Below are 25,411 nucleotides of genomic sequence, written 5' to 3' on the forward strand. Positions count from 1 at the left end.
CTGTTATAAACAGTTGAGGGAAAAACAAAGGGGGATGCTCAATGACTGCAAGAGAATATGAACAAGAGCACGTCCATCAAACAAGCGCTTTGATCCAACAAGAAATTGCTTTTTTGGACAACCAAAAGAAAGAGACGAAATCAAAATTTGATTCTGACATGTTAGAAAATGCGGGTCAAAGAATTCAAGGCGGCTCTTTCGAAGCATTAGCCGATACAATGGCCGAAACAAGACAGCATGAAGCGGAATTACTTGTTCGCTATCAAACATTTGCTTCACAAGAAAAGCGCCAAAAAGTTTTGAAATTAATGGGAAACAATCCCTACTTCGCGCGAATCGATTTCAAAGAAGATCAGGAACAAGAAACACTTTATTTAGGAATTGCTTCTTTACGAGACACGAAGGAGGAAACAGTGGTCATCGACTGGCGGGCACCTATTGCCAACCTTTATTATGAAGGAACTCTGGGACAGACTGAATATGAAGCCCACGATGCCATAATCCCTATCGAATTACTATTGAAACGACAATTTAAAATTCGGGGAGGGCAAATCCTTTCCATGGTCGATACCTCCGAAGCCATCAATGACGATTTTCTATTAGAAATTTTAGATGAGGCTTCTTCGAATCATATGAAGAACATCGTAGCGACGATCCAACGCTCGCAAAACGAGATCATTCGTGACACCAGAAGCAAAGTATTAGTTGTTGAAGGGATCGCCGGCAGCGGAAAAACATCTGCGCTGCTTCAACGTGTCGCTTACCTGCTTTACCATAACCGGAAATGGTTGGACAACGAACAAGTCCTGTTGTTTTCTCCAAACCATATTTTTTCTGACTATATTTCGACCGTCTTACCTTCTCTTGGTGAAAGCGGGATTCCAACCGAAACCTTCAAAACCTTTTTAAGCGCGTTGCTTCCTACCTATCAAATCCACACAGAGGAAAGTCATGAAGAAGTCTTTCTTTCTGGTCAGGATGATCGGGTCCTCCGCGCAAAAAGCAGTTTTGCCGTCGTTCAGGAACTTTATCGTTACGTCGAACGAATCACAGAATTCGGTCCGCTATTTCGTGATCTCAAACTAAAACAAGAGGTTTTGATCTCTAAAAAACAAATTCGCAACTGGTACCAAGAAGCCAATCCAGAGTTGCCGATGTATCAACGGATGCAGCTTTTGCAAACCAAACTTTTAAAAAAAATCGGCGGCTTAGAAAAAGACGAAATGAAAAAAGACTGGGTCAAAAAAGAGGCCGATGAATTAGTCGATGCGTTGTTCGTCAACAATCCTGATATGGAAGATTCTGAAAAAGCCGAGCGCCGCCTGCGCCGTCAGATGGCACAAAAGGTCGTGCGCAAAAAAATGCGTCCGATCCGCAGACAGATCACGCGTTATGGTTTCGTGAATTACGCCAAGCAATACCTGCATTTTTTACAAAGTGTGCCTAAACACTTGTTAGAAAAATACGAGTTGACTCACGAGAATTGGACAGCCATGCTCGAGGAATTACTGGGAGATTTCAAGAAAAAAGATATTAGCCTGGAAGACGGCACCTTAATGTTCCTATTGATGAAGTCGATCCATCCTTTAGAGGTGAAACAAAAAGCGCGATTTATTTTTATTGATGAGATGCAGGATTTTTCACCTGCTCAAGTCGCCTTACTGCGTCACCTGTATCCAAAAGCAACCTATACCTTATGTGGGGATTTGAATCAGAAGGTTTTCGGAAACGAAAGTATGGTCCATTCGCTAGGACAGATTTTCCCAGACCAAGCGTTGACCCATTTTGAATTGACGACCAGCTATCGATCCACTGAAGAAATCACTCATTTTGCCAATCAGTTCTTAACGCAGGAAAATCGGGTGGAATTGACTGCTCGTGTCGGTGATCTGCCAAAAGTTTATTATGCGAATGAAACCCGACAAATGGTCGATGGCCTGATCCGTCAAATCGAGGAAACCGCAGAGATGGCAAAATATTGGCGAACCGCCATCATCGCAAAAACGGTGGAGGAATGTCAGGATCTGTACAATCAATTGTCTCCTGAACAGCAATCACAGGTTCAACTGCTAACGGATGAGGAAGACTTCATGAAGAAGAGTTTGATCATCATTCCGACCTATTTGGCAAAAGGGTTAGAATTTGACCGTGTATTTGCTTGGAATATTTCTCCTGAAAATTACCATACAGAGCAGGACAAATTGATCCTATATACAGTCTGCACGCGGGCCATGCACGAATTGAACCTGCTCGTTATCGGTCAAAGAAGCCCATTACTAGAAATGATTCCCGAAACACTCTATCGACAAGAAGCTTTAGACTAAACAAAAAAACAGCCGCTTAAATCTAAAAAGATTTAAGCGGCTATTTCTTAGTCTTCTAATTCAACGTTATGATAAATTTGTTGAACATCTTCCAATTCATCCAACACATCGATCATTTTTTCAAATTTCTCTAGGTCTTCTCCCGTCAAGGTGACTTCACTTTGCGGGATCATTTGCATTTCCGCAACAGAGAATTCTGAAATGCCTTTTTCCTTCAAGGCTTCTTGAATCGCATTGAAGTCTTCAGGTTCGCCGTAAACGATGATTTGTCCTTCTTCATCTACAACATCGCGAACATCGATTTCTTTGTCCATCAAGTATTCCAACACTTCATCTGCATCTTCGCCGGCAAAGCCAAACAAAGCCGTGTTGTCGAACATATACGCGACCGCACCAGACACACCCATGTTTCCGCCATTTTTACCAAAAGCAGCACGTACATCTGAAGCTGTCCGATTCACGTTGTTCGTCAACGCATCTACGATAACCATTGATCCATTTGGACCAAAGCCTTCATAACGGAGTTCCTGGAATGTTTCATCGCCAGAACCTTTCGCTTTTTCGATAGCTCGATCAATAATATGTTTTGGTACATTGTACGTTTTCGCCCGTTCAATAACGAAACGCAATTTTTGATTGGCGTGAGGATCAGGCTCACCTGATTTTGCTGCCGCGTAGATCTCGATTCCAAATTTAGCGTAAATTTTACTGTTGTTTGCATCCTTCGCAGTTTTCTTTGCTACGATATTCGCCCATTTACGTCCCATGTTTTCACTTCTCTTTCGTTAATTTCATACTTTCTCATTATAACGACTCACCTGCACTTTGAAAAGTTTTTTTTAGAGGCGAATCGGAAATCGCCCGATCGTCTGTTCCATTGGGTGAATCAGTTGATACACTTGATCCGCTCGATACGTCAAAAAATGCTGACCTTTCTCTTTCTGTCCGATCTTGGCCGCTACTGGTAAGGAAAATTCTTTTTTTCTTTTATTCAAATACGCCTGCCCTTTTTCAGTAAAGCCCAAGATATGCAGCATGGATCGTTCCTGCTCGGCTCGCATTTCTTCTTCTTTAACTTGCAGCAGAACGTAGGTCAATAGGCGTTGCAGACGCGGTTGCGTGTAACGCTTCGTGCTGATGGTCTGCAAATATTCCGAAAAATCTTCTACTTTTTGCTCAACTAAACGATGCTCCAGCCCTTCACGCATCTGATAGATCCCACGAAGGCTGTCTAAAGAATCGGCCCGCAATTGATACTCTAAGTACGGCCAAAAATCGGACCAGGAAATGCGTGTTTTGTTTAATTCTTCTAAAGTGGCCGCGGGGACAAAAGAAGAGACGTCTTCATCCGCCAAAACCGCCTGTCGAATGCCCGTAGCACTAGCGAAGGTATTTTCGACCAACGCCTCCTCGTGGTAGCCTTGATCTTTTCTTGCCAACGGGAAAATCGCCATCGGCTGCGGGTATTGCGCATTTTCCTTCGCGTAACTTAATCCGAGGATATGATTAGGTGGAAAATTCTTGGCCTTCGGATACAGCTGCGAAACGACTTCCGCCATTTTTTCCGGATAGCTCCAGCCAATCGGCAATTCATGAAACAATCGATCGATGCTTGCTTTCTCCTCAATAAAGAACCGGCCATAATCCGCATAATCAAAATCAGACTCGCTGTCTGTACCGAAACATAACGCATCACACTTCAAAGCATGCAATAACTTGATGCTTCCTTTTGCGAAATAATCCGCAGACTGAACCGCCCAAGAAAACGGCAATTCAACCACCAGATCAACCCCGTTTTCCAATGCTGCTTGGGCCCGCGCCCATTTGTCCATGATCGCCGGTTCGCCCCGCTGCAAAAAATTGCCGCTCATCACCGCGACAACGACATCTGCTCCGCTCAATTCACGTGCCTTTTCCGCATGATACCGATGCCCATTATGAAATGGATTGTATTCTACCACGATTCCACAACTTCGCATTTCCATCCCCCTTTCATTTACTATAGCCGTATTTTGATCCAGCCTTTTATCAAATGAATTGTCAAAAAAAACCGAGATCTCTCTCGGTTATTTCTGACATACAAAAAACCAGCGTTTGCTTGTTTCGTTTGGTTCTTCATCTGTAAAATCTGCAAAGACTTCTGTTTTAAACCCAACTTCAGTCAACATTTTTTTGTACGTTTCCAGCGGATACGTCCGCTCCTTGTGCAATTCATCGAAACGCTCAAAAAGTTCACCGTCTCTTTTTACAAAGAATGTCAAAAAGTGCTCAATACTGTGGCTCGAATCCCCCGGATAGCTATCCCAAAGAAAAGCAAATTCCTCTGTCTGATCATGAAAGCTATACTCAGGAAATACGTCATCCACTTGATGGGTAGAATGAACATCAAAAATAAATGTTCCTGATTCTTTCAATAACTGATAGACCCCTTCAAATACCTGCTTGACCTGCACGGCATCTGGCATATAGCACAGCGAATCAGAAAAACAAGTGACTGCTTGATATTCGCCAATATCCGTTAGATCCAGCATGTCTCCAGCAATCCAATTAACTGAGACACCCGCTTGAAGCCCACGGTCACTAGCCAAGGTCAGCATTTCCTCTGATAGGTCTAACCCAGTCACATCAAAACCCTTTTGAGCAAATTCCACAGCTAACGCACCTGTTCCGCACGCCAGCTCCAAAATTTGATTCGTCGCGACGGGGAAATGGCGCAATGAAAAATCCAACCATTGCTGATACAAAGAATCATCCATTACCTCATCATAAACAAAAGCAAAGGTTTCATACGCCATTAATCCAACCACGCCTCGATGTTTTCAAGTGGTGCATCCGACCATAATTTTTCTAAATTATAAAATTCACGCTCTGACGTACTAAACACATGGACGATCACATCGCCTAAGTCGATCAAGACCCATTTTCCGCCATCTTTTCCTTCTACACGCTTCACTTCAACGTGCGCTTCTTCTTCCTTGTCTACAACTTCATCGACGATCGCATTGATTTGACGATCAGAATTTGCGGAACAAATCAAGAAATAATCCGCCAACAATGAAACTTGAGAAACATTCAATGCCACGATATCAACCGCACGTTTTGCATCGGCTGCCTTCACGGCGATTTCTAACATATTCTTACTATCTATGATAATTCTCCTCCTTATAATTCAAACGAAACCATTAATTACTTAGTGTATACCAGCGACCCAGCGATTGTAGGTTTCAATCGTTTTGGGATAAACTGGTGTTTCTGACTCAATTAGATGAGCCAACGTGTGCTTTGTCTCAAATGCAACAGCTTGATCCAAGTCGCTAAATGCGATCACGCGTGCATCTTCGACCCCGGGAAAATTTCTGCCCGGTTCAATATAATCTGCCACATAGATGATTTTATCAAGCAAAGACATTTCTGCCGCTCCCGTCGTATGAAGACGAATCGCAGTAAGAATTTCGTCATCGGAGATCTTTAACTCCTGACGAACAAAATCCGCTCCAACAAGCCCATGCCAGATCGCATTGCCGTATTTTAACAGCTCCGCCTTCTCTTCATAGTCTCCTTGATCAATTGCCAATTCAAATTCTTCATCCGAGCGTTCTTTTGCATAGTCATGGGTCAACGCAGCAATGCTCGCTTTTTCAAGTGAAGCTCCGAAACGCTCTGCTAAAGCAATCGCTGTCTCCTCCACACCTAATACATGTTGGAAACGACGCTCACTCATTCGCATCTGAACGGCCTGCATCAATGCTTCCCGTTCCATGGCTGTATAGGTTCTACTATATTTCATCCAGATACAATCCTTCTTCCGATATATATTCCCGAACCCGGTCAGGCACAAGATAACGAATCGAACATCCCTGTTTTACTTGTTTTCGGATATACGACGATGACAACTGAATCTCAGGAACGTCCACCCAAATAATCGGATAGGGACTTTCTAACGCAAACCCTGCACGCTTCACGCCAACAAAGTTCACGAGCCGCACCAATTCCTCGATTCGATGCCATTTTGGTAAATATGCTACCTCATCGCCACCGATAATAAAATAATACTCTGTGTCAGGATTTTCTGTTGTCAATTCCAGCATTGTATCGATCGTATAGCTTTTACCCTTTCGTGCCAATTCCCTTGTATCAACCGACAAAAAAGCATTGTCTTCGATCGCACGTTGGACCATGGCCAACCGATGTTTGCTATCGATCGTTTTCTTTTCATCCACGTGTGGAGGCAGGTAACTTGGTAGCAGATGCACTTCATCGAATCCCAACTTTTGCCCGACCTGCTCCGCGATCATTAAGTGCGCGTGATGAATCGGATTAAAATTCCCACCCAACAGTCCTACCTGCTTTTTCGGCATAGTAGTATCCGTCATTGGTTCAACTTTTGGAATTGTTAAGACATCTTGGTACACCCGTTATTCCCCCTTGTTTTCTGAAAAAGAAGCTTAAATACTTTTAACCTCTTTTGATATTTTTTGATATTTTTCTTTGCTTGACGCTTTGTATAAAACCAATACACGACCAATGATCTGAACGATGTCACAATGGATTTTTTCTTCCAATACATGTGCCACATCTTCTGCGATCTCATCGGTATTTTGCAATAAATTGATTTTGATCAATTCTCTTTTTTCCAAAGCTTCATTGATTTGAACGATCACAGCCTCATTGATCCCGTTTTTACCGATTTGGAAAATCGGTTGTAGGTGATGGGCCTGACTACGTAAAAACCGTTTTTGTTTTCCTCTTAATTCCATTGATACTCCCCTTAATTGGATAATAATTTTTTAAATCAGCGCTTTTCGGGTCAGCACATCGACCCCTTTTGGCGCCCAGCCGGCAACTACTGCTGGTTTTGATACAGTGACCCAGCCTAGCCCAGCAAAAACAATGTCTGTTTTTTCTTTGATCGAGAACTCAAAACGAACAAGCGCTGGGAAATCCTCTACTTCATCAGGACGTGGTGGTTGCAGCAAGCCGCCTACATGCTTCTCATAAAAAGCATCCGCCTTCTCTAGCTTTGTCCGATGCGGTTCAATGTCATTGGAAACATACGTAATGAAAGACGCACGATCCCCCTGAATGAAATCAAAACGAGCCAAACCGCCTAAAAACAGTGTCTGACCAGCATTCAACTGATAGACCTTTGGCTTGATTTCTTTGTGGGGTGCAATGATCTTCAAGTCTTTCTTTCCAAGATAATGGGCCATTTGATGGCGGTGGATGATCCCTGGTGTATCAAACATAAATTGACCATCATCCAATGGAATCTCGATCTTATCCAATGTTGTACCTGGAAATTGCGAGGTGGTGATCAAGTCTTGAACACCCGCCGTTTGCTTGATGATTTGGTTGATCAATGTAGACTTTCCAACATTGGTGACACCAACAACATACACATCGCGTCCGTCGCGGTATTCTTCGATTTTCTCTAGCAGTTCCGTCATTTCATTTGGTTTCCGTGCACTGGTCAATAAGATATCGACAGGGCGTAGTCCTTCTTCATGTGCACGTTCACGCATCCATTGGGTTAATTTTCCGCGCTTCAATGATTTAGGCAGCAAATCGACCTTGTTCCCTACTAATAAGACAGGATTGTCTCCAACAAATCGATGTAGACCAGGTATCAATGAACCATTGAAATCAAAAATATCCACTACATTAACAATCAAAGCATCTGCTTTGCCAAGTTCATTCAGCAAGCGCAAGAAATCATCGTCTGTTAACGAAACATCTTGGATCTCATTGTAATGACGAAGGCGGAAACAACGTTGGCAGTATACTTCGCCGTTTTCCAATCCTTTTTCTAAAGACGATTGCGGTGTATAGCCCAATTCATTTGGGTGTTCTGTCTGGATCTTCGCGCCGCAGCCGATACAAAATAATTCTTCTTCCATTTATAGTTCACTCTTCCATTTCATCTCAGGATCTTTGCGTAATAAAATGTGCATCACACGACGTTCAAAAAAGCGATTGATCCGGGTATTCCAGCCATCCGTATCGAGGATCGGACGCACAAGAATACTCCGAATACCCGCTGCACTTGCTCCGCGAATATCGGTCATCACTTGATCACCGATCATGACGATCTCCTCTTTTGAAACGCCTAATTGTTTCTGCGCATTGATAATTCCTAACGAAAAAGGCTTCATTGCTCGAGAGACAAAGTCCAATTTAAAGCTTTCAAGAGCTTTTGCTACACGACTAGCCTTGTTATTTGAAACAACAACGACAGGGATGCCCGCCTCGTCCATCATCTTTAACCAATCAATCAACTCTTTCGTTCCATTAGGGTTGTTCCAAGCGATCAACGTGTTATCTAGATCTGTCAGTACGGCTTTGAATCCATGTGCCTTTAATTGTTCTGGGGTTATTTGATAAATGGCTTCGACCATCCACGTAGGTTTGTATTTGTCTAACATGGCAACTCCTATATCCTTATTTTGCATATCTTTGTTTTATACATCTACAAAACCTGATTATAACGCAAATACGTTGAAAACTCTACATTTGGGTACAAAGGTTTAAAAAAAGACTAGGCTTTCTCCGCCTAGTCTCAAGAATTTTATAATACTTTTGATAAAAAGTCGATGGTGCGAGAATTTTGAGTATGGTCAAACACTTCTTCTGGGGTGCCTTCTTCAACGATCACTCCGCCGTCCATAAAGATCACGCGGTCGCCAACTTCTTTGGCAAACCCCATCTCGTGTGTCACGATCATCATGGTCATGCCTTCTTTTGCCAATTGCTGCATCACTTCTAAAACATCCCCGACCATTTCAGGATCAAGTGCTGATGTTGGTTCATCAAACAGCATCACGTCCGGTTGCATCGCCAAAGCTCTTGCGATAGCGATCCGCTGCTGCTGCCCCCCTGATAAAGAATGAGGATATGCATCCGCCTTTTCAGACAAACCGACCTTTTCAAGCAATTCCTCTGCGATTTTTTCCGCTTCCGCTTTTGCCAAGCCCTTTACCTTGATCGGTGACAAGGTGATATTGTCCAAGACCGTCATATTGGGAAAAAGGTTAAATTGCTGGAACACCATTCCCATTTTTTCACGTGTTTTGAAAATATCATTTTTCTTATCTGTAATATCCGTTCCTTCAAACCGAATCGTACCCGATGTAGGAACTTCTAATAAATTGACGCAACGTAAAAACGTACTTTTCCCTGAACCAGATGGTCCAATGATGACAACGACTTCTCCGGGCGTAATCTCTGCGGAAATGTCTTTCAATACCTCGTTATCGCCAAATTTCTTATTTAAATGTTCAATTTGAATCAATGCTTCTGCCATTATTTTCACCTCTGCTCCTTATCGTTGGTAACCTTTTCCAAGTTTTCTTTCCCACAGATTAAGCAGTCGAGACGTGATGAAGGTCATCACGAAATACAAAGCGGCTGCGACGATCAGCGGTTCTAAAGGAATATAAGAATTTGATACCACGATTTGCGCAGAACCCATCAATTCGTTGATCCCGATCGTGGCAAGCAAAGAAGAATCCTTGATCAACGTGATAAATTCGTTACCTAAAGGCGGCAAAATGTTTCTCAAGGCTTGCGGTAAAATCACATACCGCATGGTTTGCGCAGGGCGTAACCCTAGTGAATGAGCAGCTTCTGTTTGCCCAAAGTTCACTGCTGTGATTCCCCCACGGATAATCTCTGCAACGTAAGCCCCAGAGTTCAAGGAAAGTACGATCATACCCGGGAACAAACGATTGATGCTGACAGACAAGACCCCAACATTTAAATCATTCGATGGGAAAAAGCCTTGTAAAATCAAAAATCCGATCGTAATCTGCAACAACATAGGTGTGCCGCGAAGCACTTCAATGTAAATGTTCGCAAACCAATTCAATGGTTTGTGTTTAGAAAGCTTCAGCAAAGCCATTGCCAGTCCGATCAGTGTACCCAGACAGACAGTCGCCAGTGAGATAATGACCGTGATGCTCGCTCCTGAAACAAAGTACGATAAATATTTACTCAAGAAAGAAAAGTCCAAAACATGTTTCCTCTATTCTTCTGCTGATTTTTCGGCTAATTCATGATTTTGTTTCACATACTCATCAATTTTGCCTTCATCATTTAATTTTTTAATGATCTTATTGATTTCGGTTTGCAATTCGTCACTGCCTTTTGGCAAAGCGATCGCGAAGGCTTCATCTTCATTGGCCTTCAAATCAATATTCGCAATCATTAAATCAGGATTTTGCTGTACATACGATTCAGCAATCGTTTTTTCAACGACCATCGCATCCAATGATCCGCTGTTTACTTCAATAACCATGTTTGGAACTTTTTCGATTGAGACCAATTTTGCGTCTTTGATTTGTGTTTTTACAACATCTTCTTGAATCGACCCTTTTTGTGCACCGACATTTTTGTCTTTCAATGCATCTAAGCTTGTCAATTTATCTTGATTCTTTTTATTGATGATCACAACTTGCGGTGGATTGTAATAGTTATCTGTGAAGTCGAATTGTTTTTTCCGTTCTTCTGTCGCAGAAATCGCGGAAATCGCGATGTCTGATTTGCCTTCTTTCAAGGATGCTAAAACTGTATTAAAGCTCATATCTGAAACTTCCGCTTTAACGCCTAATTCTTTAGCTACTTCATTGACCAAATCGATATCTGCACCGACGATCTTATCTTTTCCATCTACCATTGTATGGAATTCAAAAGGCGCGTAGTCTGCTGACGTCGCAACTTTTAGCACGCCTGCTTTTTTGATTGCTGCTAACTGATCCTCTGATTTCGCATTAGACGAGTCTGAAGTGTTATTGCCACCTCTGCTGCAAAAATAAATAGTGCTGATAATGCCATTACTAAGCCGGTAATCTTTTTCATCCTAATTCCTCCTATTTTTTGAATGGTTTTTTCAATGAATTTATTATAGCATGAAATTTTCATAAAACAAGCATTTTATTGTATAAATATTAAATTATCTTTAAATAAGGTCTTTTTTTATGTATATATTCACGATATCATGAATAAATATTTCTAGCAGGCACTTCTCTGTCACTGACTTTGAACAATAAAAAGCCAGAAAATCTGATCACGGGGATCAAACTTCTGACTTTTTATTTCTGCGCACACCTTAAAATTTACGGAAACGCTGGTATCGTTTTTCAATTAATTCTTCTGTCGTATAGCTCGAAAGCTCTGTGATTTTTTCAATCAATGACTTCTTCATCATACGGATGATTTTTTCTTCGCTGAGTTTGTTTCCTTTCAACGTTTCAGGAATCACGCGGTCAATGACAGCCAGATCCAATAATTCAGCGGCAGTTATCTTCATTAGTTCCGCCGCTTCATCTGCGCGCTTGCCGTCTTTCCAAAGAATCGAAGCAAAGCCCTCTGGCGAAAGAATCGCGTAGATACTATATTCCATCATCCAAACCTCATCCGCTAACGCCAACGCTAATGCGCCGCCGCTGCCACCTTCTCCAGTGACGATCGAAATGATCGGAACCTTTAAATCGGACATTTCCATCAGGTTTCGGGCGATGGCCTCGCCTTCTCCACGTTCTTCAGCTTCCACGCCGCAGAATGCCCCCGGTGTATTTACGAAACAAATCACGGGACGTTTGAATTTCTCCGCTTGCTTCATTAACCGCAGTGCCTTGCGATAGCCCTCAGGATTGGGTTGACCAAAATTACGCGCCATATTTTCTTTCAAATCATTTCCCTTTTGAATACCAATGACGGTTACCGGCTTTCCTGCAAGTTTGGCAATTCCTCCAATGATGGCAGGATCATCACCAAAGAGACGATCGCCGTGCAGTTCTTGAAAGTCGGTAAAAATTTTCTCAAAATAATCCAGACTGGTCAACCGATCTTGGTGCCTCGCCAGTTTAACAATCTCTCCAGCAGTAAGACCCATTAGTCACACCAGCCTTTCTCTTGATGAAATGCGACGAATTCCGACAAACGATCTTTCAGCATCATTCTCGGAATGATTTGATCTATAAATCCATGTTGCAAAAGAAATTCTGCTTTTTGAAAATCCTCAGGCAATTGTTGACGAATCGTCTGTTCGATTACTCGTCGGCCAGCGAATCCTACCAACGTTTGCGGTTCAGCTAAAATAATGTCGCCTTCCATCGCAAAGCTGGCAGTAACACCGCCAGTCGTCGGATCTGTCAATACCGTAATGTAGAGCAATCCGGCATTACTGTGACGCTTCACTGCCGCCGAGATTTTTGCCATTTGCATCAGTGAGAAGATCCCCTCTTGCATTCGAGCGCCTCCCGAAGCAGTAAAAAGAACGACGGGCAATTTTTCAACAACCGCCTTTTCAAAAAGGCGAGTGATTTTTTCGCCAACCACTGTTCCCATACTGCCCATGATGAAATTTGCATCCATGACACCGATCGCCACTTCTTGACCATTGATCGTCGCTTTTCCAGTTAAGACCGCTTCATCAAGGCCGGTCTTTTCTTTCATATTGTCGATTTTGGTCAAATAATCAGGAAAATCAATCGGATTTTTTTGTTCCAATTGATTGTCCCAATCAACAAAGCTCTTTTCATCGATCGTCAATGCTAATCGTTCCCAAGCGCTTATGCGAAAGCTGTAACCGCAATGAGGACAAACTTTTTCAGCACCGATTTCTTTTTTATACAATGTACGTTTACAATTTGGACATTTCGCCCACATATCGTCTGGTACAGCAGGTTTCGTTGCTGGCATAGTGTCGCGGTTAGGATTGATCCGAATGTAGTTTTTTTTCTTATTAAAAAGTCCCACTTAAATTCCTCCTACTCGCTTTGTTGCCACTCAGGTAAAAATGTTTTTTGTAAAAAGCTGGTATCATAATCGCCAAAAAGTACACTTGGATGGCTGATCAGATCCATTTGGAACTCCACATTCGTGATAACGCCATCTGACACGAATTCTCCTAATGCGCGTTGCATCTTCATCAAGGCATCAAAGCGATCGTCACCGTGCACGATGATTTTCGCGATCATGGAATCGTAGTATGGCGGAATGGACACACCGCTATACATCGCGCTATCTACTCTCAACCCTAAACCACCACTAGGCAATAACAGCGTTTTGATTTTACCGGGCGAAGGAGCAAAGTTAAACGCCGGATTTTCCGCGTTGATTCGGCATTCGATTGAATGTCCATGGAAGGTAACATCCGATTGTTCTAGTCCTAACGGTTCCCCTGCTGCAATTTTTATTTGTTTTTTTACAATATCAATGCCCGTTACCATTTCAGTGATCGGATGCTCAACTTGAATCCGCGTGTTCATCTCCATAAAGTAGAAATGACCCTCTTCGTCTCGAAGAAATTCAATCGTCCCTGCACTTTCATAGTTAACCGCTTTTCCGGCTTTGACAGCGATATCTCCCAGCATCTTCCGATTTTCCTCACCGATAACGACTGAAGGCGCCTCTTCCAAAACCTTTTGATTGTTTCGCTGCAAAGAACAGTCTCGTTCTCCTAAATGAATGACATTGCCTTGCTGATCCCCTAAAATCTGTACTTCAATATGACGCGCTGGATAAATGATTTTTTCCATGTACATCGAATCATCACCAAAAGCCGCTTTTGCTTCTGACTTGGCTGATAAAAAGTGCTTTTCTAATTCACTCTTTGTCGGAACTTTACGAATCCCTTTTCCGCCGCCGCCAGCCGCTGCCTTCAGCATCACCGGGTAGCCAATTTCTTCAGCTAGTTTTTCGGCTTCTTCCAAACTATCGATCGAGCCGTCGCTGCCTGGAATAACAGGAACACCTGCTTTTTGCATCAATTGACGTGCGTGGATCTTGTTTCCCATCGCATCAATTGTTTTTTCACTAGGACCAATAAATTTGATGTTGCATTCTTCACACATTGTCGCAAACAAACTATTTTCAGATAAAAAGCCGAAACCCGGATGGATCGCCTCTGCATTTGTCACGATCGCAGCACTTAGGATGCCTTGCATATTTAAGTAGGATTCACTTGAACGAGCAGGTCCGATACAAATCGCTTCATCGGCCATTTCTGTGTGTAACGCTTCTTTATCCGCCTCGGAGTATACAGCGACTGTCTGGATTCCTAATTCACGACAGGCACGAATGATCCGTACAGCGATTTCGCCTCGATTAGCGATTAAAATTTTTGAAAACATAGGCCTCTATCCAATCATAAACGTTAGCTCTGCCTCGGCTACTTTTTTGCCATCGACATATGCGATGCCTTTTCCGCAGCCTGCTGACGAACGTACTTTTGTTAATTCTACTTCTAAAACTAAGGTATCTCCTGGGACCACTTTCTTACGGAATTTTGCTTTATCAATTCCGCCAAAATAAGCCGTTTTCCCTTTAAATTCATCCATTGACAATAAAGCAACTGCACCTGCTTGAGCCATCGCTTCCACGATTAGAACACCGGGCATCACAGGTTCATGAGGAAAGTGTCCTTGGAAAAAGGGTTCGTTCACAGAAACGTTTTTCTTCGCTTTGATGCTTTTCCCTGCTTCTAATTCCTCTACACGATCGATCAATAGCATCGGGTAACGATGCGGAATAATCTCTTTGATTTCTTCAACTGTTAACATGTCGTTCCTCCTCGTTTCTTCATACTTGTCGTTTTACCTTTTTTATCCGATGCGGAACAAAGGCTGTCCATATTCAACAACGTCTTCATTTTCCACCAAGATCTCGGTGATCGTCCCATCGAATTCACTGGTGATCTCATTCAACAGCTTCATCGCTTCAATGATACAGACAGTATCCCCTTGACTTACCGCTTCTCCAACAGATTTAAATGCTTCTTGTTCTGGCGAAGGCTGCAAGTAAACGATCCCTACAATGGGGGAAGTGATAACTTGTCCGCCGCTTTTGCTTTCAGCAGTTGCGCCACTTTCTGATGCTGTAGGCTCAGTAATTGTCTGGTTAGAAGGGGCAGCGATGGTCTCTGCTGGCTGCTCTTCTTTTTGTACAGGCGCTGAAACTTGGCGACTTGTTTGATTTTTATTCATATACAATTCAAAACTGCCTTCACGTAAATCGAATTCAGTGAGGCTCGAATCGTTGAATTGACTCATTAGTTCTTTGACTTCTTTGATTTCCATTCTTAATCCTCCCAGCGCTTCAAGCAAATCACAGCATTGTGACCGCCGAAACCGAGAGAATTACTTACAGCGTAATTGACTGCTGTCTCTTTTGCTTCATTCACAACAACATTTGCTTTGATTTCTGGATCTACTTCGTGGATATTCGCGGTTGGCGGAATAAATTGGTGCTGAATAGCCATTAATGACGCGACAGCTTCTACACCGCCGGCTCCGCCAAGCAAGTGCCCGGTCAATGACTTCGTACTGCTGACAAATGCATTCTCAGTCAATGCCGATTCGATCGCCTTGCTTTCCGCTTTGTCATTTGCTTGTGTACTAGTGCCATGCGCATTTACATAGTTGACTTCATCAGGAGTAATTCCTGCTTCTTTGATTGCTTCTTTGATTGCTCTTGCCGCGCCTTCGCCATCTGGAGAAGGTGCAGTCATATGGTACGCGTCACAGGTTGCGCCGTATCCAACGACTTCTCCAAGAATTTCAGCACCGCGATTTTGAGCGTGCTCCAAGGATTCTAAAACTAGGACACCGGCTCCCTCACCCATAACAAATCCATTGCGGTCTTTATCGAATGGGATCGATGCTCGTGCTGGATCTTCAGAGGTACTCAAGGCAGTTAATGAAGCAAACCCAGAAATACCAATTTTATTGATACAAGATTCCGCACCACCAGCAATGATCACATCAGAATATCCGTGCTTGATATTTCGGAAGGCTTCCCCGATCGAATGCGTGCCGCTTGCGCAGGCTGTCACAGTACTGGTACAAATACCTTTTGCCCCGATCCGTAAAGCAACATTTCCGGCTGCCATATTTACAATCGCTAACGGTACGAACATTGGCGATACACGTCCGGGACCTTTAGCATCCATTTTGAGTACTTGATCCTGGATTGATCCGAGACCGCCAACACCTGATCCGATCATTACGCCAAAGCGCTCCATATCCTCTTCATCCGTGTTGATACCGCTCATCTTCAATGCTTCCAGCGCAGAATAAATAGCATATAAGGAATAAGTTTCCATTCTCTTTGTATCTTTTTTGACAAAATATTTTTCTAAAGGAAACTCTTTTACTTCTGCGGCGACTGTAATCCCTGTTTCACTTGCATCAAAACGGGTGATTGGGCCAAACCCATGATTTCCTTCTTTTAGATTAGTTAAAAATGTTTCTTCATCGTTTCCGATTGGTGAAGCAACACCAAAGCCTGTAATTACGACACGATTCATTTTCATCCGTCCTTTCTTTACATGACCATTCCGCCATCAACGTTCAATACCTGTCCCGTGATGTATTCGCTTTGAGCTAGAAATAGGGCTGCATTGGCAACATCTTCTACCGTTCCGAAGCTTTTTAGCGGAATTTGTCCTTCCATTTGTTCTTTTACTTTATCGTTCAATTCATTTGTCATATCTGTTTTGATAAATCCAGGAGCAATAGCATTACAGGTAATGCCGCGAGGCGCGACTTCTCTGGCTACAGCTTTCGTGAAGCCGAGAACACCTGCTTTACTCGCCGCGTAATTGCATTGTCCAACATTCCCGATCAAGCCAACGACACTTGAAAGATTGATGATCGCGCCTGCACGTTTCTTCATCATTTTTTTCAATACTTGCTGCGTCATGTTGAAGGTCCCCTTCAGATTAATATCCATAACGTCATCAAAATCCTCCGGCTTCATACGTAAAAGCAATTGGTCCTTTGTGATGCCCGCATTATTGATCAAAATATCGATCGTACCTAGCGTGTCTTCGCATTCCTTGATCATGTGACCAGCATCCTCAAAGGAACTGATATCTCCGCAAATGCTGATACATTTCACGTTGAACGCTTCGATCTCCGCGATTTTTTCCGCAGGAATCTCTTTTCGTCCATTCAATACGATATTTGCACCTGCTTGAGCAAATGCTTTCGCAATTCCCCAGCCGATCCCCCGGCTGCTGCCGGTGATAAACACTGTTTTATTCGTAAGTTCCATTCGAACCTCCCATGTCGTAGTTAGAAATTTATTCGTATCTGGATGTTTAAATTTCTGTCGCTTCTATTGCCTTCGCCAAAGAATGAAGTGACGCTATTGTCCTAAGAAGTCGCTCGTAGCCTGTAAGGTTTTCTCATCTTCTACCCGACTAGTCGCCAATGAACGATCGATTTTTTTAATGAATCCAGACAATGTTTTTCCTGGTCCAATCTCGACCGCTCGTGAGATACCTAGCTCCTTCATCGTTACAACGCTGTCGCTAAAACGGACAGGAGACATCACTTGGCTCGTCAACAAAGAGACAATGTCTTCTTGCGTCATTATTTTTGCAGTGGTATTCGAGATCACTGGCAGGTGCATTTCCCCGAAGACGATCGTTTGCAATACCTCGTTTAGTCGTTTACTCGCTGGCTCTAACAAGGCTGTGTGAAACGGGCCGCTAACGTTTAGTGGGATCATGCGTTTTGTTCCAGCCGCTTGCAATAATTCTTCCGCTTTTTCAACTGCGGCGACTTCACCGCCAATTACGATTTGTTGCGGAGTATTATAGTTTGCTGGTGAAACAATTCCGATAGAAGAAGCTTCTCTACAGCACTCTTCAATTACTTCTGACGCAGTATTCATTACTGCTACCATTTTCCCGCTGCCTGTTGGCGCAGCCTCACTCATGAATTGTCCGCGTTTGTGAACCAGTTGTACCGCATCTTCAAATGTCAAAGCACCCGAGGCGACCAACGCTGTATATTCACCTAAACTCAATCCTGCGACTACATCTGCTTGAAACCCTTTCTCAGTCAACACTCGTAAAAAAGCTGTACTGACAGTCAGTATAGCTGGCTGAGTAAATTTTGTTTCATTGATCTGGTCGTTATCTTCGAAGCATAGCTCCTCCATCGAAAAACCAAGTAAATCACTGGCTTCTTCAAATGTTTCTTTTACGACTTTTTCTTGCTGGTACAACTCTTTGCCCATTCCGACATATTGAGCGCCCTGCCCGCTGAACAAGAATGCTGTTTTCATGATCGTCTCCTAATAACAGGAAAGGCCAGGCCTCACGCCTAGCCTTTTCCCAGAATTTTATTTATTAAGCGTTTTGTTGTTTTTCAACGTATTCAACTAAATCTTTAACAGTTGTGATGCCATCTTCTGTTTCGATCTTCACATCAAATTCGTCTTCGATTTCATTGATAATTTGGAATAGGTCCAAGCTGTCCGCTTCAAGATCTTCTTGGATGTTTGTTTCCATTTTAACTGCTTCTTTTTCTACTCCTAGCTCTTCTACGATGATGTCTTGAATTTTTTCGAATGTCATAAGTTGTTTCCTCCGATAATTTTAAGTTTTGATTTTTATATTTTTAACAAGCTTATAGCTGGATAAGCAGGTTGCCCCACGATAATCCGCCGCCGTAGCCTGTCAATACCACTTTTTGATTGCTGTTTAAAGATAAAACATTTGCTTCAACGAGTTCATCCAATAAAATTGGGATGCTCGCCGCTGAAGTATTCCCATAATTCATTAAATTCATAGGGAACTTTTCAATCGGCTCGTTCATTTTACGAGCGATTTTCTCAATGATTCGTTTGTTTGCTTGATGCAGCAAATAATAATCAACTGACTCGTCACCGATAAATTCTTTCAAACTTTTGGTGACGTCGTTTAGTGCGAAATTCCAGATACCGCGGCCGTCCATTGCCAAGGCCGTATTCGTTTCTGGTTCTTCATGGAAAATATTACTGTTTTTACGGAAGCCTGAAGTCAAAGAACTTGCACGTTCACCATCTGACCGCAGCATCTGCTTTATAATAGAAGGTTCTTCATTTGCCTCAAGTAAAATACCGGCAGCGCCATCTCCGAAAAGAACAGCGGATGAACGATCTTGCCAATCTAACAGCTTAGAAATCTTTTCTCCGCCAATTACGATTCCCCGCTTCATCCCGCCGCGAATAAAATTTTCGGCAGTTGCTACCGCGTACACAAAACCTGCACAGGCAGCAGTTACATCAAACGCCATCGCCTGCTTTGCCCCGATCTGTCCTTGAACCTGACAAGCGACCGAGGGCGAAGTATAGTCAGGAGACATCGTCGCAACAATAATGAAATCCAAACTCATTGGATCGATCGTTGCCTTGCTGATCAGTTTCTTCGCAACCTGCGCGCACATATCAGAAGTATTTTCTACTTCCGCTATATGCCGTTGTTTGATTCCCGTTCTCGATTGAATCCATTCATCAGACGTTTCCATCCATTCAGCTAAGTCATCATTGGTAACGACTCTTTCAGGTAAGTAGCGTGCTGTTGCAATGATCTTTCCGAAGCTCATACTCATTTGATCTCCTCTAAATAACTATATAGATTCGCTAGAGCTTTTCGAAAAACTTCTTGCTCTTCTGTATTCAAGTCTTTGATGGCACTTTTCACCATCTCCAAGTGAAAGTGTTGATGAACTCGAAAGACTAAGCGTCCCGTTTTCGTCAAACCCAGTTTAACGACTCGACGATCATCCTCGCTCCGAATCCGTTCTACATAGCCCTTTTTCACTAAACGATTGATGGATGTCGTCAATGTTCCAACGGTAACTAACAGTTCTCTAGCAACTTCCGTCGTCGTCTTTTTTTTGTACATCCCGATCGCATCGATGGTGTGCATCTCTGTAATCGTCAAATCGCTGAATTTTGATTTTTTTAGTTCGTTTTCTTCAATCGACAAAACGTCGTTGAAAATAGAAACTAAATAGGTATTTAATTCTTCCCAGTTTTTTTCCATGTCCTCACCTAATTAGTTTGATTATCAAATCATTTGATGTTCAAACTATATCTTATTTTTTTTCTGAATGCAACTACATTTTTTCAGTTAATCAAAAATTAATGATTATCACTAGGGGGCTTCGATTCTTGAATAATAACAGAAATACTTTGATAATCAAATCATATTTTCAAAAAAAGAGGTCCTTAATCAATTTCCCTTTTCCAAGAAGCGCTGTTATCAGCCCGATCATTTAACTGTGGCTGCTCAAAAATTTTCTTTTGCTCGAAAATAATGACACGACGCTTGCCGATTGTCCCCTTCTTCGAAATTTACAGACTTCATCCACTCGTAAAATGCTTTTGTTGGTCGAAATAAAAAAATAAGCGGGAAGCCCGCTTATTAAACATTTCTATGCATAGGAATTGCATTATTATTTGGATGAACCAGCAAATATTGAATGACATCAATATTGCTCGCTTGAAATGACGCTGCACAGGCTTGCAAATAAAGATCCCACATTCGATAAAAAGCTTCATCTTTTTGCTCGATCACTTTATCTGCTACTTCATGGAAGTTTTTAGTCCAGTGCTCTAATGTTAATTGATAATCCCGACGCAAGCTTTCAAGGTCAATTAGCTGCAGGTCATTTTCAGTAATGTGTCCTACCAATTCAGTAACGCCTGGAATATATCCGCCTGGGAAGATGTATTGATTGATCCACGCATTTTTTGCTCCGCCTTGTTGACGGCTGATTCCATGAATCAATGCTGTCCCATTCGGTGCTAGGTGACCTTCAACGACTTTAAAATACTCTTGCAGATTTTCCGCACCCACGTGCTCGAACATTCCTACACTCGTGATATGATCAAAGGTCCCTTTCAAGTCACGATAGTCCATCAATTCAACAGAAACGCTCTCTTCCAAATGTTCCTCTTTAATGATTTCTTGAATGTGTTGGTACTGTTCTTCACTAAGCGTGATCCCCTTAGCCTTCACTTTGTACTCTTTAGCCGCGGTTAAGATCAACGTTCCCCAGCCGCAACCAATATCTAACAACGTTTCACCCGGCTGAATAAATAATTTATCTAAAATATGATGCACTTTATTGATTTGTGCTTGCTCCAAAGAATCTTCCGGCGTTTCAAAAAAAGCGCACGAATAGGTCAAGGTGCGATCTAACCACAATTCATAAAATTCATTTCCTAAATCATAATGGCTATGGATATCATGTGCTGATTGTTTTTTTGTATGCTTTTCCTTTGGCATCCACTTTTTGAAATTAGTGTTATGGAAAAAGCCATTTGATTGATTGTAAACATCGTAGATCAAGGCCTGAAGATCGCCTTCAATTTCGATTTTCTTTTCCATGTATGCTTCGCCTAACGCGAGAGATGCATTGTTCATTAATTCCTTCACCGGAATTTTTTCGTTGAAAAGAATCTTGAAGACGGTATCCTCTTCGGGATTTCCGTATTCCTTCACTGAACCATCCCAAAAAGTAACTTCTGTTTTTTTAGAAAAAGATGGTTTAAATAATTGATTGTATACTTCTTTGTCTAACATAATCATGCCTCCCTCACAATATATTCTTCCTAAACGTTCATTAGTTCAAAAGATATGATCTGAGTTTGGACAAAAAATAGGATTTTCTCATAAAATTGTCATTGAATGTTCGGTGCAGCTCCTAAAAAAAGCGCAAAAAAAAACGGGTTTCCCCGTTTTATTGAATCAAATCATAAATTTCCATCGCAACAATGTCGATGTTATCAAATTGATAAGATTGTTTGCTGTCGCTTTCAGTCAGCTCAAATGTTTCTGTTGTATTATCATAAGTTACAGTACATTTTTCTACGCCTTCTTTTTCAAAACGACGCAATTGTACTTCATTATCCGTTGATTCAGTCATTGCTTCCAAGCGTTTAATAATGGCAACTAATTGTGAATGTTTCATCTAGATGCCCCCCTTCTTCTCAATTCTGTCTTATTGTATCAAATCCAACCGTATCTTGCATTGATTTTCATCAATAAATTTATGATTTTTTTACTAAATCTAACTTAAGATTCAGACCACCACAATTTAATCAACGCTTGCGTCCCATCATTTTCGAATCCTTGGTCTGCCAAGCGTTCATATAGCTCTATGGCTAATTTAGTTGCTGGTAAATCAAGGTCCATTTTCTCAGCCTCGTCTAAGGCGATTTTCAAGTCTTTGATAAAGTGCTTTACAAAGAAGCCTGGCGAATAGTCCGATTTCAAAATACGTGGTGCGTAATTCGACATGGACCAGTTTTGAGCAGCACCGCCGCCTAAGGTTTCTAACACTTTCGAAACGTCTAAATTGGCTGCTTTCGCATAGACAAGCATTTCTGTCATGCCGGTCATTGTTCCGGCAATCATGATTTGGTTCGCCATTTTGGTATGTTGTCCCGCACCAGCTTCACCTTGAAGAGAATAACTTTTTCCCATTATTTCAAATAACGGTATCACCCGGTCATACACCCCGCGGTCGCCGCCGACCATGATTGTCAACGTTCCGTTTTGGGCACCTAAGTCACCGCCCGAAACAGGAGCATCTAATGAAGACGCGTCTTTTTCTTTAGCTGTTTGATAAATTTTTTCTGCCAAGGTCGGTGTCGACGTCGTCAAATCAATCAAGATCTTTTCAGCCACCTCTGTTGAAAAAATACCCTTCGCTCCATAATAGATTTCTTCAACATCGCTAGGATAGCCTACCATAGAAAAAATAATCTCGCTGGCATTCGTCACCTCTGCTGGCGTATCTTGCCAAATTGCACCGTGTGCAACTAATTCATCCGTTTTACTTTTTGTACGATTGTATACAGCGACCTCGTATCCTGCTGCTAAAAAATGCTTTACAATCGATTTTCCCATCACGCCAGTACCGATAAATCCTATTTTCATCTGCTTTACCTCCAAAATAAAAAATAATCCATCTCCAGTATACATGAAGAGATGGATTTCAGCTTTATTTATCTTCGCTATTTCTGAGGGAGTTGATCCGGACACGCATTTTTTGAACTGTATGCGCGGGAGACCTTACTTCCACATGATTTTGTTCATAATAAAGAATCATTTCCTGATAGAACTTAAGAATCTCACTTCCAAAGCGTTCGGCAGAGATCTCGATCAGTTTATTTTTTTGTACTTCAGGATCTACCGGGATCTGTTGCTGCGCGTAACGAACAAAGCAATCACTAAAATCGTTGTCTCGTTCAAACGTGATCCCTAAAGATTCATGATCCAATAATTGCTCTAAATAATCGTTTCCTTCCACGATACATTGCGTACCGGAAGCAATCGCCTCAGCGTAGGTCAGACCTTGTGTTTCTGAGGTTGACGCGCTGACAAAGTAATCCGCTGCATGGTAATAATACGCTACTTCCTCATGAGGAACTTCTCCGGTAAACTGAACATACTCCTCAATACCGAGTTCACTCGCCAATTCTTCTAGATCTTCACGATAAGGGCCCTTACCAACAATAACAAGACGCGCCTTCGGAAAACTCATAAGAATCTCAGTAAATTGCTGCACGATGACATGGATATTTTTTTCATAGGAAATACGGCTGAGAGATAAAATCATCAGCTCGTTCTCTTGAATTCCTAAGTTCTGCCGCAATTGATCCGTTTGCTCTTTGGTAATATCCGGCCGAACAAAATGCTTCACGTCGATCCCCGTCGGAATAATCCGCATAGGGATCTCCACCTCATAACGCTGCAGAGTATCCACCACCCGCTTACTTGGGCAAACGACTCCTGTAGAATGATTAACAAACATTTTTATAAAGTGCTTCACATGTGTCGGTCGAACCACTTTTCCATTGGCAATATAATGAAGATAGTCCTCATACATCGTGTGGTACGTATGAACCACTGGGATTCGCAACCGGTTCGCCACCAATTTGCCTAAGAAGCCCGCACCAAATTCTGTATGGGTGTGGATGATATCCAAGTTCAATTCTTTCGCAATTTGATACGCAAACCAAATGCCCCGTACAACGATCCGTCGATCCGTAAAGGATACAAAGGGCACACTCGGCATTCGGACGATATCTTTTTCAAACTCATCGGCGTCAGGATCAGTTGTCGTAAATATGAATACTTCATGGCCCTGTTCCTCAAGCTGATCTTTCAACGTTCTAATAGATGTTGCAACCCCGCTTACTTGGGGAAAATAGGTGTCTGTAAAAAAACCAATTCGCACGTCAATTCCTCCAAACTACTTTGCGATTCTTCCATAGACTTGATGATCATAGGGAACACCTAAAACTTTTTGATACACCGCTTTTAGTTCTTTCCCGATCTGCGTAATACTTTTTTCCTGCGCAGTTTTAAATCCTGTCAGTGCAAGATTTGGCAATTGATGATTGACCAATTGTCGGATCAATCCTTCAAATTCCTGATTCGTAGTTCCCATATAACAGTTTACGCGATTCTCCATCCAGCCTTCATAGACAGGGATATCCCTTAATAAGATCTGCTGTTGACTGGCTAACGCCTCTAAAACAACGATCCCTTCTGTTTCTTCATAGGAAGGAAAGAAAAATAAATCCGCCCCTGAGTAAGCTCCCTCAATCAGATCGCCATTGATATAACCAGGAAAAAGAACATTTTCAGGATGATCTTTTTTGACGATTTTGCGAATTTCTCTTGGTATAGAAAGCATCGGAACACTGCCAAACCAGATAAATGTGTATTCGGGCATTTTTTTAGCAATCTCCACAAAATCAATGATTCCCTTACGCTCGAAAAACAATCCCACACAAATCACTACTTTTTGTGTTTCCGATAAATGAAAATGTCGGCGAAAAGCCGCTTCTTTGTATTCATCTGGATAATACCGTTTTAGATCGATTCCATTTGAAATGGCAGCGATCGGCTGGGTCAAACCATATTGTTGCAACAGCTTTTTTGAATAAGGTGTCGGTGTAATCAGGTGATCGGACTGCTCATACAAAGCCACTAACCATTTTTTTACGAAAGGTGCCAACTGATTTGAGCCGATAAACGAATTTCGGAAATCCTCTTCCGTAGAATGCGCATGATAAATCACTTTCTTGCCCATTTTTTTCGCTTTTTTAACTAAATAGAGACTTTTAGGTCCATATGTATTTACATGTAATAAATCATAATCGGTCGAATTTGGATCTAATGTGTACTCGATCCCCACCGCATCCAGTGCTCTTCTTTGATGACTTAAGGCTCTGCCGATTCCGGATTTTCCAATAACATTTTGTCCTTCAAAATAAAGTAATACTTTCATAAC

At 42.2% G+C, this 25,411-nt stretch carries 28 protein-coding genes and 1 pseudogene; 1 reads left to right on the forward strand and 28 read right to left on the reverse strand.

Going from position 1 to position 25,411, the window contains the following annotated elements; genetic code table 11:
• Positions 1-41: 41 nt before the first annotated feature.
• Positions 42-2,324, forward strand: coding sequence for an RNA polymerase recycling motor HelD (helD, locus tag I592_RS10020; protein ID WP_010780324.1), 2,283 nt, complete (start codon positions 42-44; stop codon positions 2,322-2,324).
• A gap of 47 nt (positions 2,325-2,371) precedes the next feature.
• Here the strand turns inward: helD and I592_RS10025 are convergent, their stop codons facing one another.
• From I592_RS10025 to I592_RS10160, 28 genes and pseudogenes are all read right to left on the reverse strand, one after another.
• The gene (locus I592_RS10025) at positions 2,372-3,091 is read right to left on the reverse strand and encodes a YebC/PmpR family DNA-binding transcriptional regulator (RefSeq protein ID WP_010780323.1); all 720 of its coding nucleotides are present in this window, start codon (positions 3,089-3,091) and stop codon (positions 2,372-2,374) included.
• 72 nt (positions 3,092-3,163) lie between these two features.
• Positions 3,164-4,303, reverse strand: a complete 1,140-nt coding sequence (locus tag I592_RS10030) for a nucleotidyltransferase (protein WP_010780322.1) — start codon at positions 4,301-4,303, stop codon at positions 3,164-3,166.
• 87 nt (positions 4,304-4,390) lie between these two features.
• Entirely contained in the window at positions 4,391-5,119 is a 729-nt protein-coding gene (locus I592_RS10035) for a class I SAM-dependent DNA methyltransferase (protein ID WP_010780321.1), read from the reverse strand.
• Positions 5,119-5,475, reverse strand: coding sequence for a ribosome silencing factor (rsfS, locus tag I592_RS10040; protein ID WP_279625399.1), 357 nt, complete (start codon positions 5,473-5,475; stop codon positions 5,119-5,121). The genes I592_RS10035 and rsfS overlap by 1 nt, the downstream gene beginning before the upstream one ends.
• A 39-nt stretch (positions 5,476-5,514) precedes the next feature.
• Positions 5,515-6,111, reverse strand: a complete 597-nt coding sequence (gene yqeK / locus I592_RS10045; protein ID WP_010780319.1) for a bis(5'-nucleosyl)-tetraphosphatase (symmetrical) YqeK — start codon at positions 6,109-6,111, stop codon at positions 5,515-5,517.
• Positions 6,101-6,697, reverse strand: a complete 597-nt coding sequence (locus I592_RS10050) for a nicotinate-nucleotide adenylyltransferase (RefSeq protein WP_044926531.1) — start codon at positions 6,695-6,697, stop codon at positions 6,101-6,103. The genes yqeK and I592_RS10050 overlap by 11 nt, the downstream gene beginning before the upstream one ends.
• A 72-nt stretch (positions 6,698-6,769) precedes the next feature.
• A complete protein-coding gene (gene yhbY / locus I592_RS10055; RefSeq protein ID WP_010780317.1) occupies positions 6,770-7,081 on the reverse strand; it encodes a ribosome assembly RNA-binding protein YhbY in 312 nt (103 codons plus the stop codon).
• Between the two features lie 30 nt (positions 7,082-7,111).
• On the reverse strand, positions 7,112-8,221 hold the full coding sequence (yqeH, locus tag I592_RS10060) for a ribosome biogenesis GTPase YqeH (RefSeq protein WP_010780316.1): 1,110 nt from the start codon (positions 8,219-8,221) through the stop codon (positions 7,112-7,114).
• Positions 8,222-8,746 carry a YqeG family HAD IIIA-type phosphatase gene (locus tag I592_RS10065; protein WP_010780315.1) on the reverse strand — a complete coding sequence of 175 codons (525 nt, stop codon included), beginning with the start codon at positions 8,744-8,746 and terminating at the stop codon, positions 8,222-8,224. It abuts the gene before it with no gap.
• Between the two features lie 143 nt (positions 8,747-8,889).
• Positions 8,890-9,624, reverse strand: a complete 735-nt coding sequence (locus I592_RS10070; protein ID WP_010780314.1) for an amino acid ABC transporter ATP-binding protein — start codon at positions 9,622-9,624, stop codon at positions 8,890-8,892.
• A gap of 18 nt (positions 9,625-9,642) precedes the next feature.
• The gene (locus tag I592_RS10075; RefSeq protein ID WP_010780313.1) at positions 9,643-10,332 is read right to left on the reverse strand and encodes an amino acid ABC transporter permease; all 690 of its coding nucleotides are present in this window, start codon (positions 10,330-10,332) and stop codon (positions 9,643-9,645) included.
• Between the two features lie 12 nt (positions 10,333-10,344).
• Positions 10,345-11,177 (reverse strand): annotated as a pseudogene (locus I592_RS10080) (transporter substrate-binding domain-containing protein).
• A 250-nt stretch (positions 11,178-11,427) separates the two neighbouring features.
• On the reverse strand, positions 11,428-12,213 hold the full coding sequence (locus I592_RS10085) for an acetyl-CoA carboxylase carboxyl transferase subunit alpha (RefSeq protein ID WP_010780310.1): 786 nt from the start codon (positions 12,211-12,213) through the stop codon (positions 11,428-11,430).
• Positions 12,213-13,079 (reverse strand): acetyl-CoA carboxylase, carboxyltransferase subunit beta, encoded by an 867-nt coding sequence (accD, locus tag I592_RS10090; RefSeq protein ID WP_010780309.1) that lies wholly within the window; start codon positions 13,077-13,079, stop codon positions 12,213-12,215. Before accD ends, I592_RS10085 begins: the two co-directional genes overlap by 1 nt.
• 11 nt (positions 13,080-13,090) lie before the next feature.
• Positions 13,091-14,455 carry an acetyl-CoA carboxylase biotin carboxylase subunit gene (locus I592_RS10095; protein ID WP_010780308.1) on the reverse strand — a complete coding sequence of 455 codons (1,365 nt, stop codon included), beginning with the start codon at positions 14,453-14,455 and terminating at the stop codon, positions 13,091-13,093.
• A 6-nt stretch (positions 14,456-14,461) separates the two neighbouring features.
• Positions 14,462-14,884 carry a 3-hydroxyacyl-ACP dehydratase FabZ gene (gene fabZ / locus I592_RS10100; protein WP_010780307.1) on the reverse strand — a complete coding sequence of 141 codons (423 nt, stop codon included), beginning with the start codon at positions 14,882-14,884 and terminating at the stop codon, positions 14,462-14,464.
• 42 nt (positions 14,885-14,926) lie between these two features.
• Positions 14,927-15,400 carry an acetyl-CoA carboxylase biotin carboxyl carrier protein gene (gene accB / locus I592_RS10105; protein ID WP_010780306.1) on the reverse strand — a complete coding sequence of 158 codons (474 nt, stop codon included), beginning with the start codon at positions 15,398-15,400 and terminating at the stop codon, positions 14,927-14,929.
• Between the two features lie 2 nt (positions 15,401-15,402).
• Entirely contained in the window at positions 15,403-16,629 is a 1,227-nt protein-coding gene (gene fabF, locus I592_RS10110; protein WP_010780305.1) for a beta-ketoacyl-ACP synthase II, read from the reverse strand.
• A gap of 17 nt (positions 16,630-16,646) precedes the next feature.
• The gene (gene fabG / locus I592_RS10115) at positions 16,647-17,378 is read right to left on the reverse strand and encodes a 3-oxoacyl-[acyl-carrier-protein] reductase (protein WP_010780304.1); all 732 of its coding nucleotides are present in this window, start codon (positions 17,376-17,378) and stop codon (positions 16,647-16,649) included.
• A 93-nt stretch (positions 17,379-17,471) separates the two neighbouring features.
• Positions 17,472-18,398, reverse strand: a complete 927-nt coding sequence (gene fabD, locus I592_RS10120; protein ID WP_010780303.1) for an ACP S-malonyltransferase — start codon at positions 18,396-18,398, stop codon at positions 17,472-17,474.
• Between the two features lie 64 nt (positions 18,399-18,462).
• The gene (locus I592_RS10125; RefSeq protein ID WP_010740399.1) at positions 18,463-18,690 is read right to left on the reverse strand and encodes an acyl carrier protein; all 228 of its coding nucleotides are present in this window, start codon (positions 18,688-18,690) and stop codon (positions 18,463-18,465) included.
• 52 nt (positions 18,691-18,742) lie between these two features.
• Complete coding sequence (locus I592_RS10130) at positions 18,743-19,705, reverse strand: beta-ketoacyl-ACP synthase III (protein ID WP_010780302.1); 963 nt, start codon at positions 19,703-19,705, stop codon at positions 18,743-18,745.
• A complete protein-coding gene (gene fabT / locus I592_RS10135; RefSeq protein WP_010780301.1) occupies positions 19,702-20,142 on the reverse strand; it encodes a fatty acid biosynthesis transcriptional regulator FabT in 441 nt (146 codons plus the stop codon). Before fabT ends, I592_RS10130 begins: the two co-directional genes overlap by 4 nt.
• Before the next feature lie 381 nt (positions 20,143-20,523).
• Entirely contained in the window at positions 20,524-21,687 is a 1,164-nt protein-coding gene (locus I592_RS10140) for an SAM-dependent methyltransferase (RefSeq protein WP_010780300.1), read from the reverse strand.
• Between the two features lie 157 nt (positions 21,688-21,844).
• Positions 21,845-22,075 carry a YkuJ family protein gene (locus I592_RS10145; protein ID WP_010740403.1) on the reverse strand — a complete coding sequence of 77 codons (231 nt, stop codon included), beginning with the start codon at positions 22,073-22,075 and terminating at the stop codon, positions 21,845-21,847.
• Between the two features lie 104 nt (positions 22,076-22,179).
• The gene (locus tag I592_RS10150; RefSeq protein WP_071875834.1) at positions 22,180-23,091 is read right to left on the reverse strand and encodes an NAD(P)-dependent oxidoreductase; all 912 of its coding nucleotides are present in this window, start codon (positions 23,089-23,091) and stop codon (positions 22,180-22,182) included.
• A 19-nt stretch (positions 23,092-23,110) separates the two neighbouring features.
• Positions 23,111-24,349 (reverse strand): glycosyltransferase family 4 protein, encoded by a 1,239-nt coding sequence (locus I592_RS10155; RefSeq protein ID WP_010780298.1) that lies wholly within the window; start codon positions 24,347-24,349, stop codon positions 23,111-23,113.
• A gap of 15 nt (positions 24,350-24,364) precedes the next feature.
• Entirely contained in the window at positions 24,365-25,408 is a 1,044-nt protein-coding gene (locus tag I592_RS10160) for an LTA glycolipid anchor biosynthesis glycosyltransferase, IagA/BgsA family (RefSeq protein ID WP_010780297.1), read from the reverse strand.
• Positions 25,409-25,411 lie beyond the last annotated feature (3 nt).

The sequence above is a fragment of the Enterococcus gilvus ATCC BAA-350 genome (genome assembly GCF_000407545.1).
GTDB lineage: Bacteria > Bacillota > Bacilli > Lactobacillales > Enterococcaceae > Enterococcus_A > Enterococcus_A gilvus.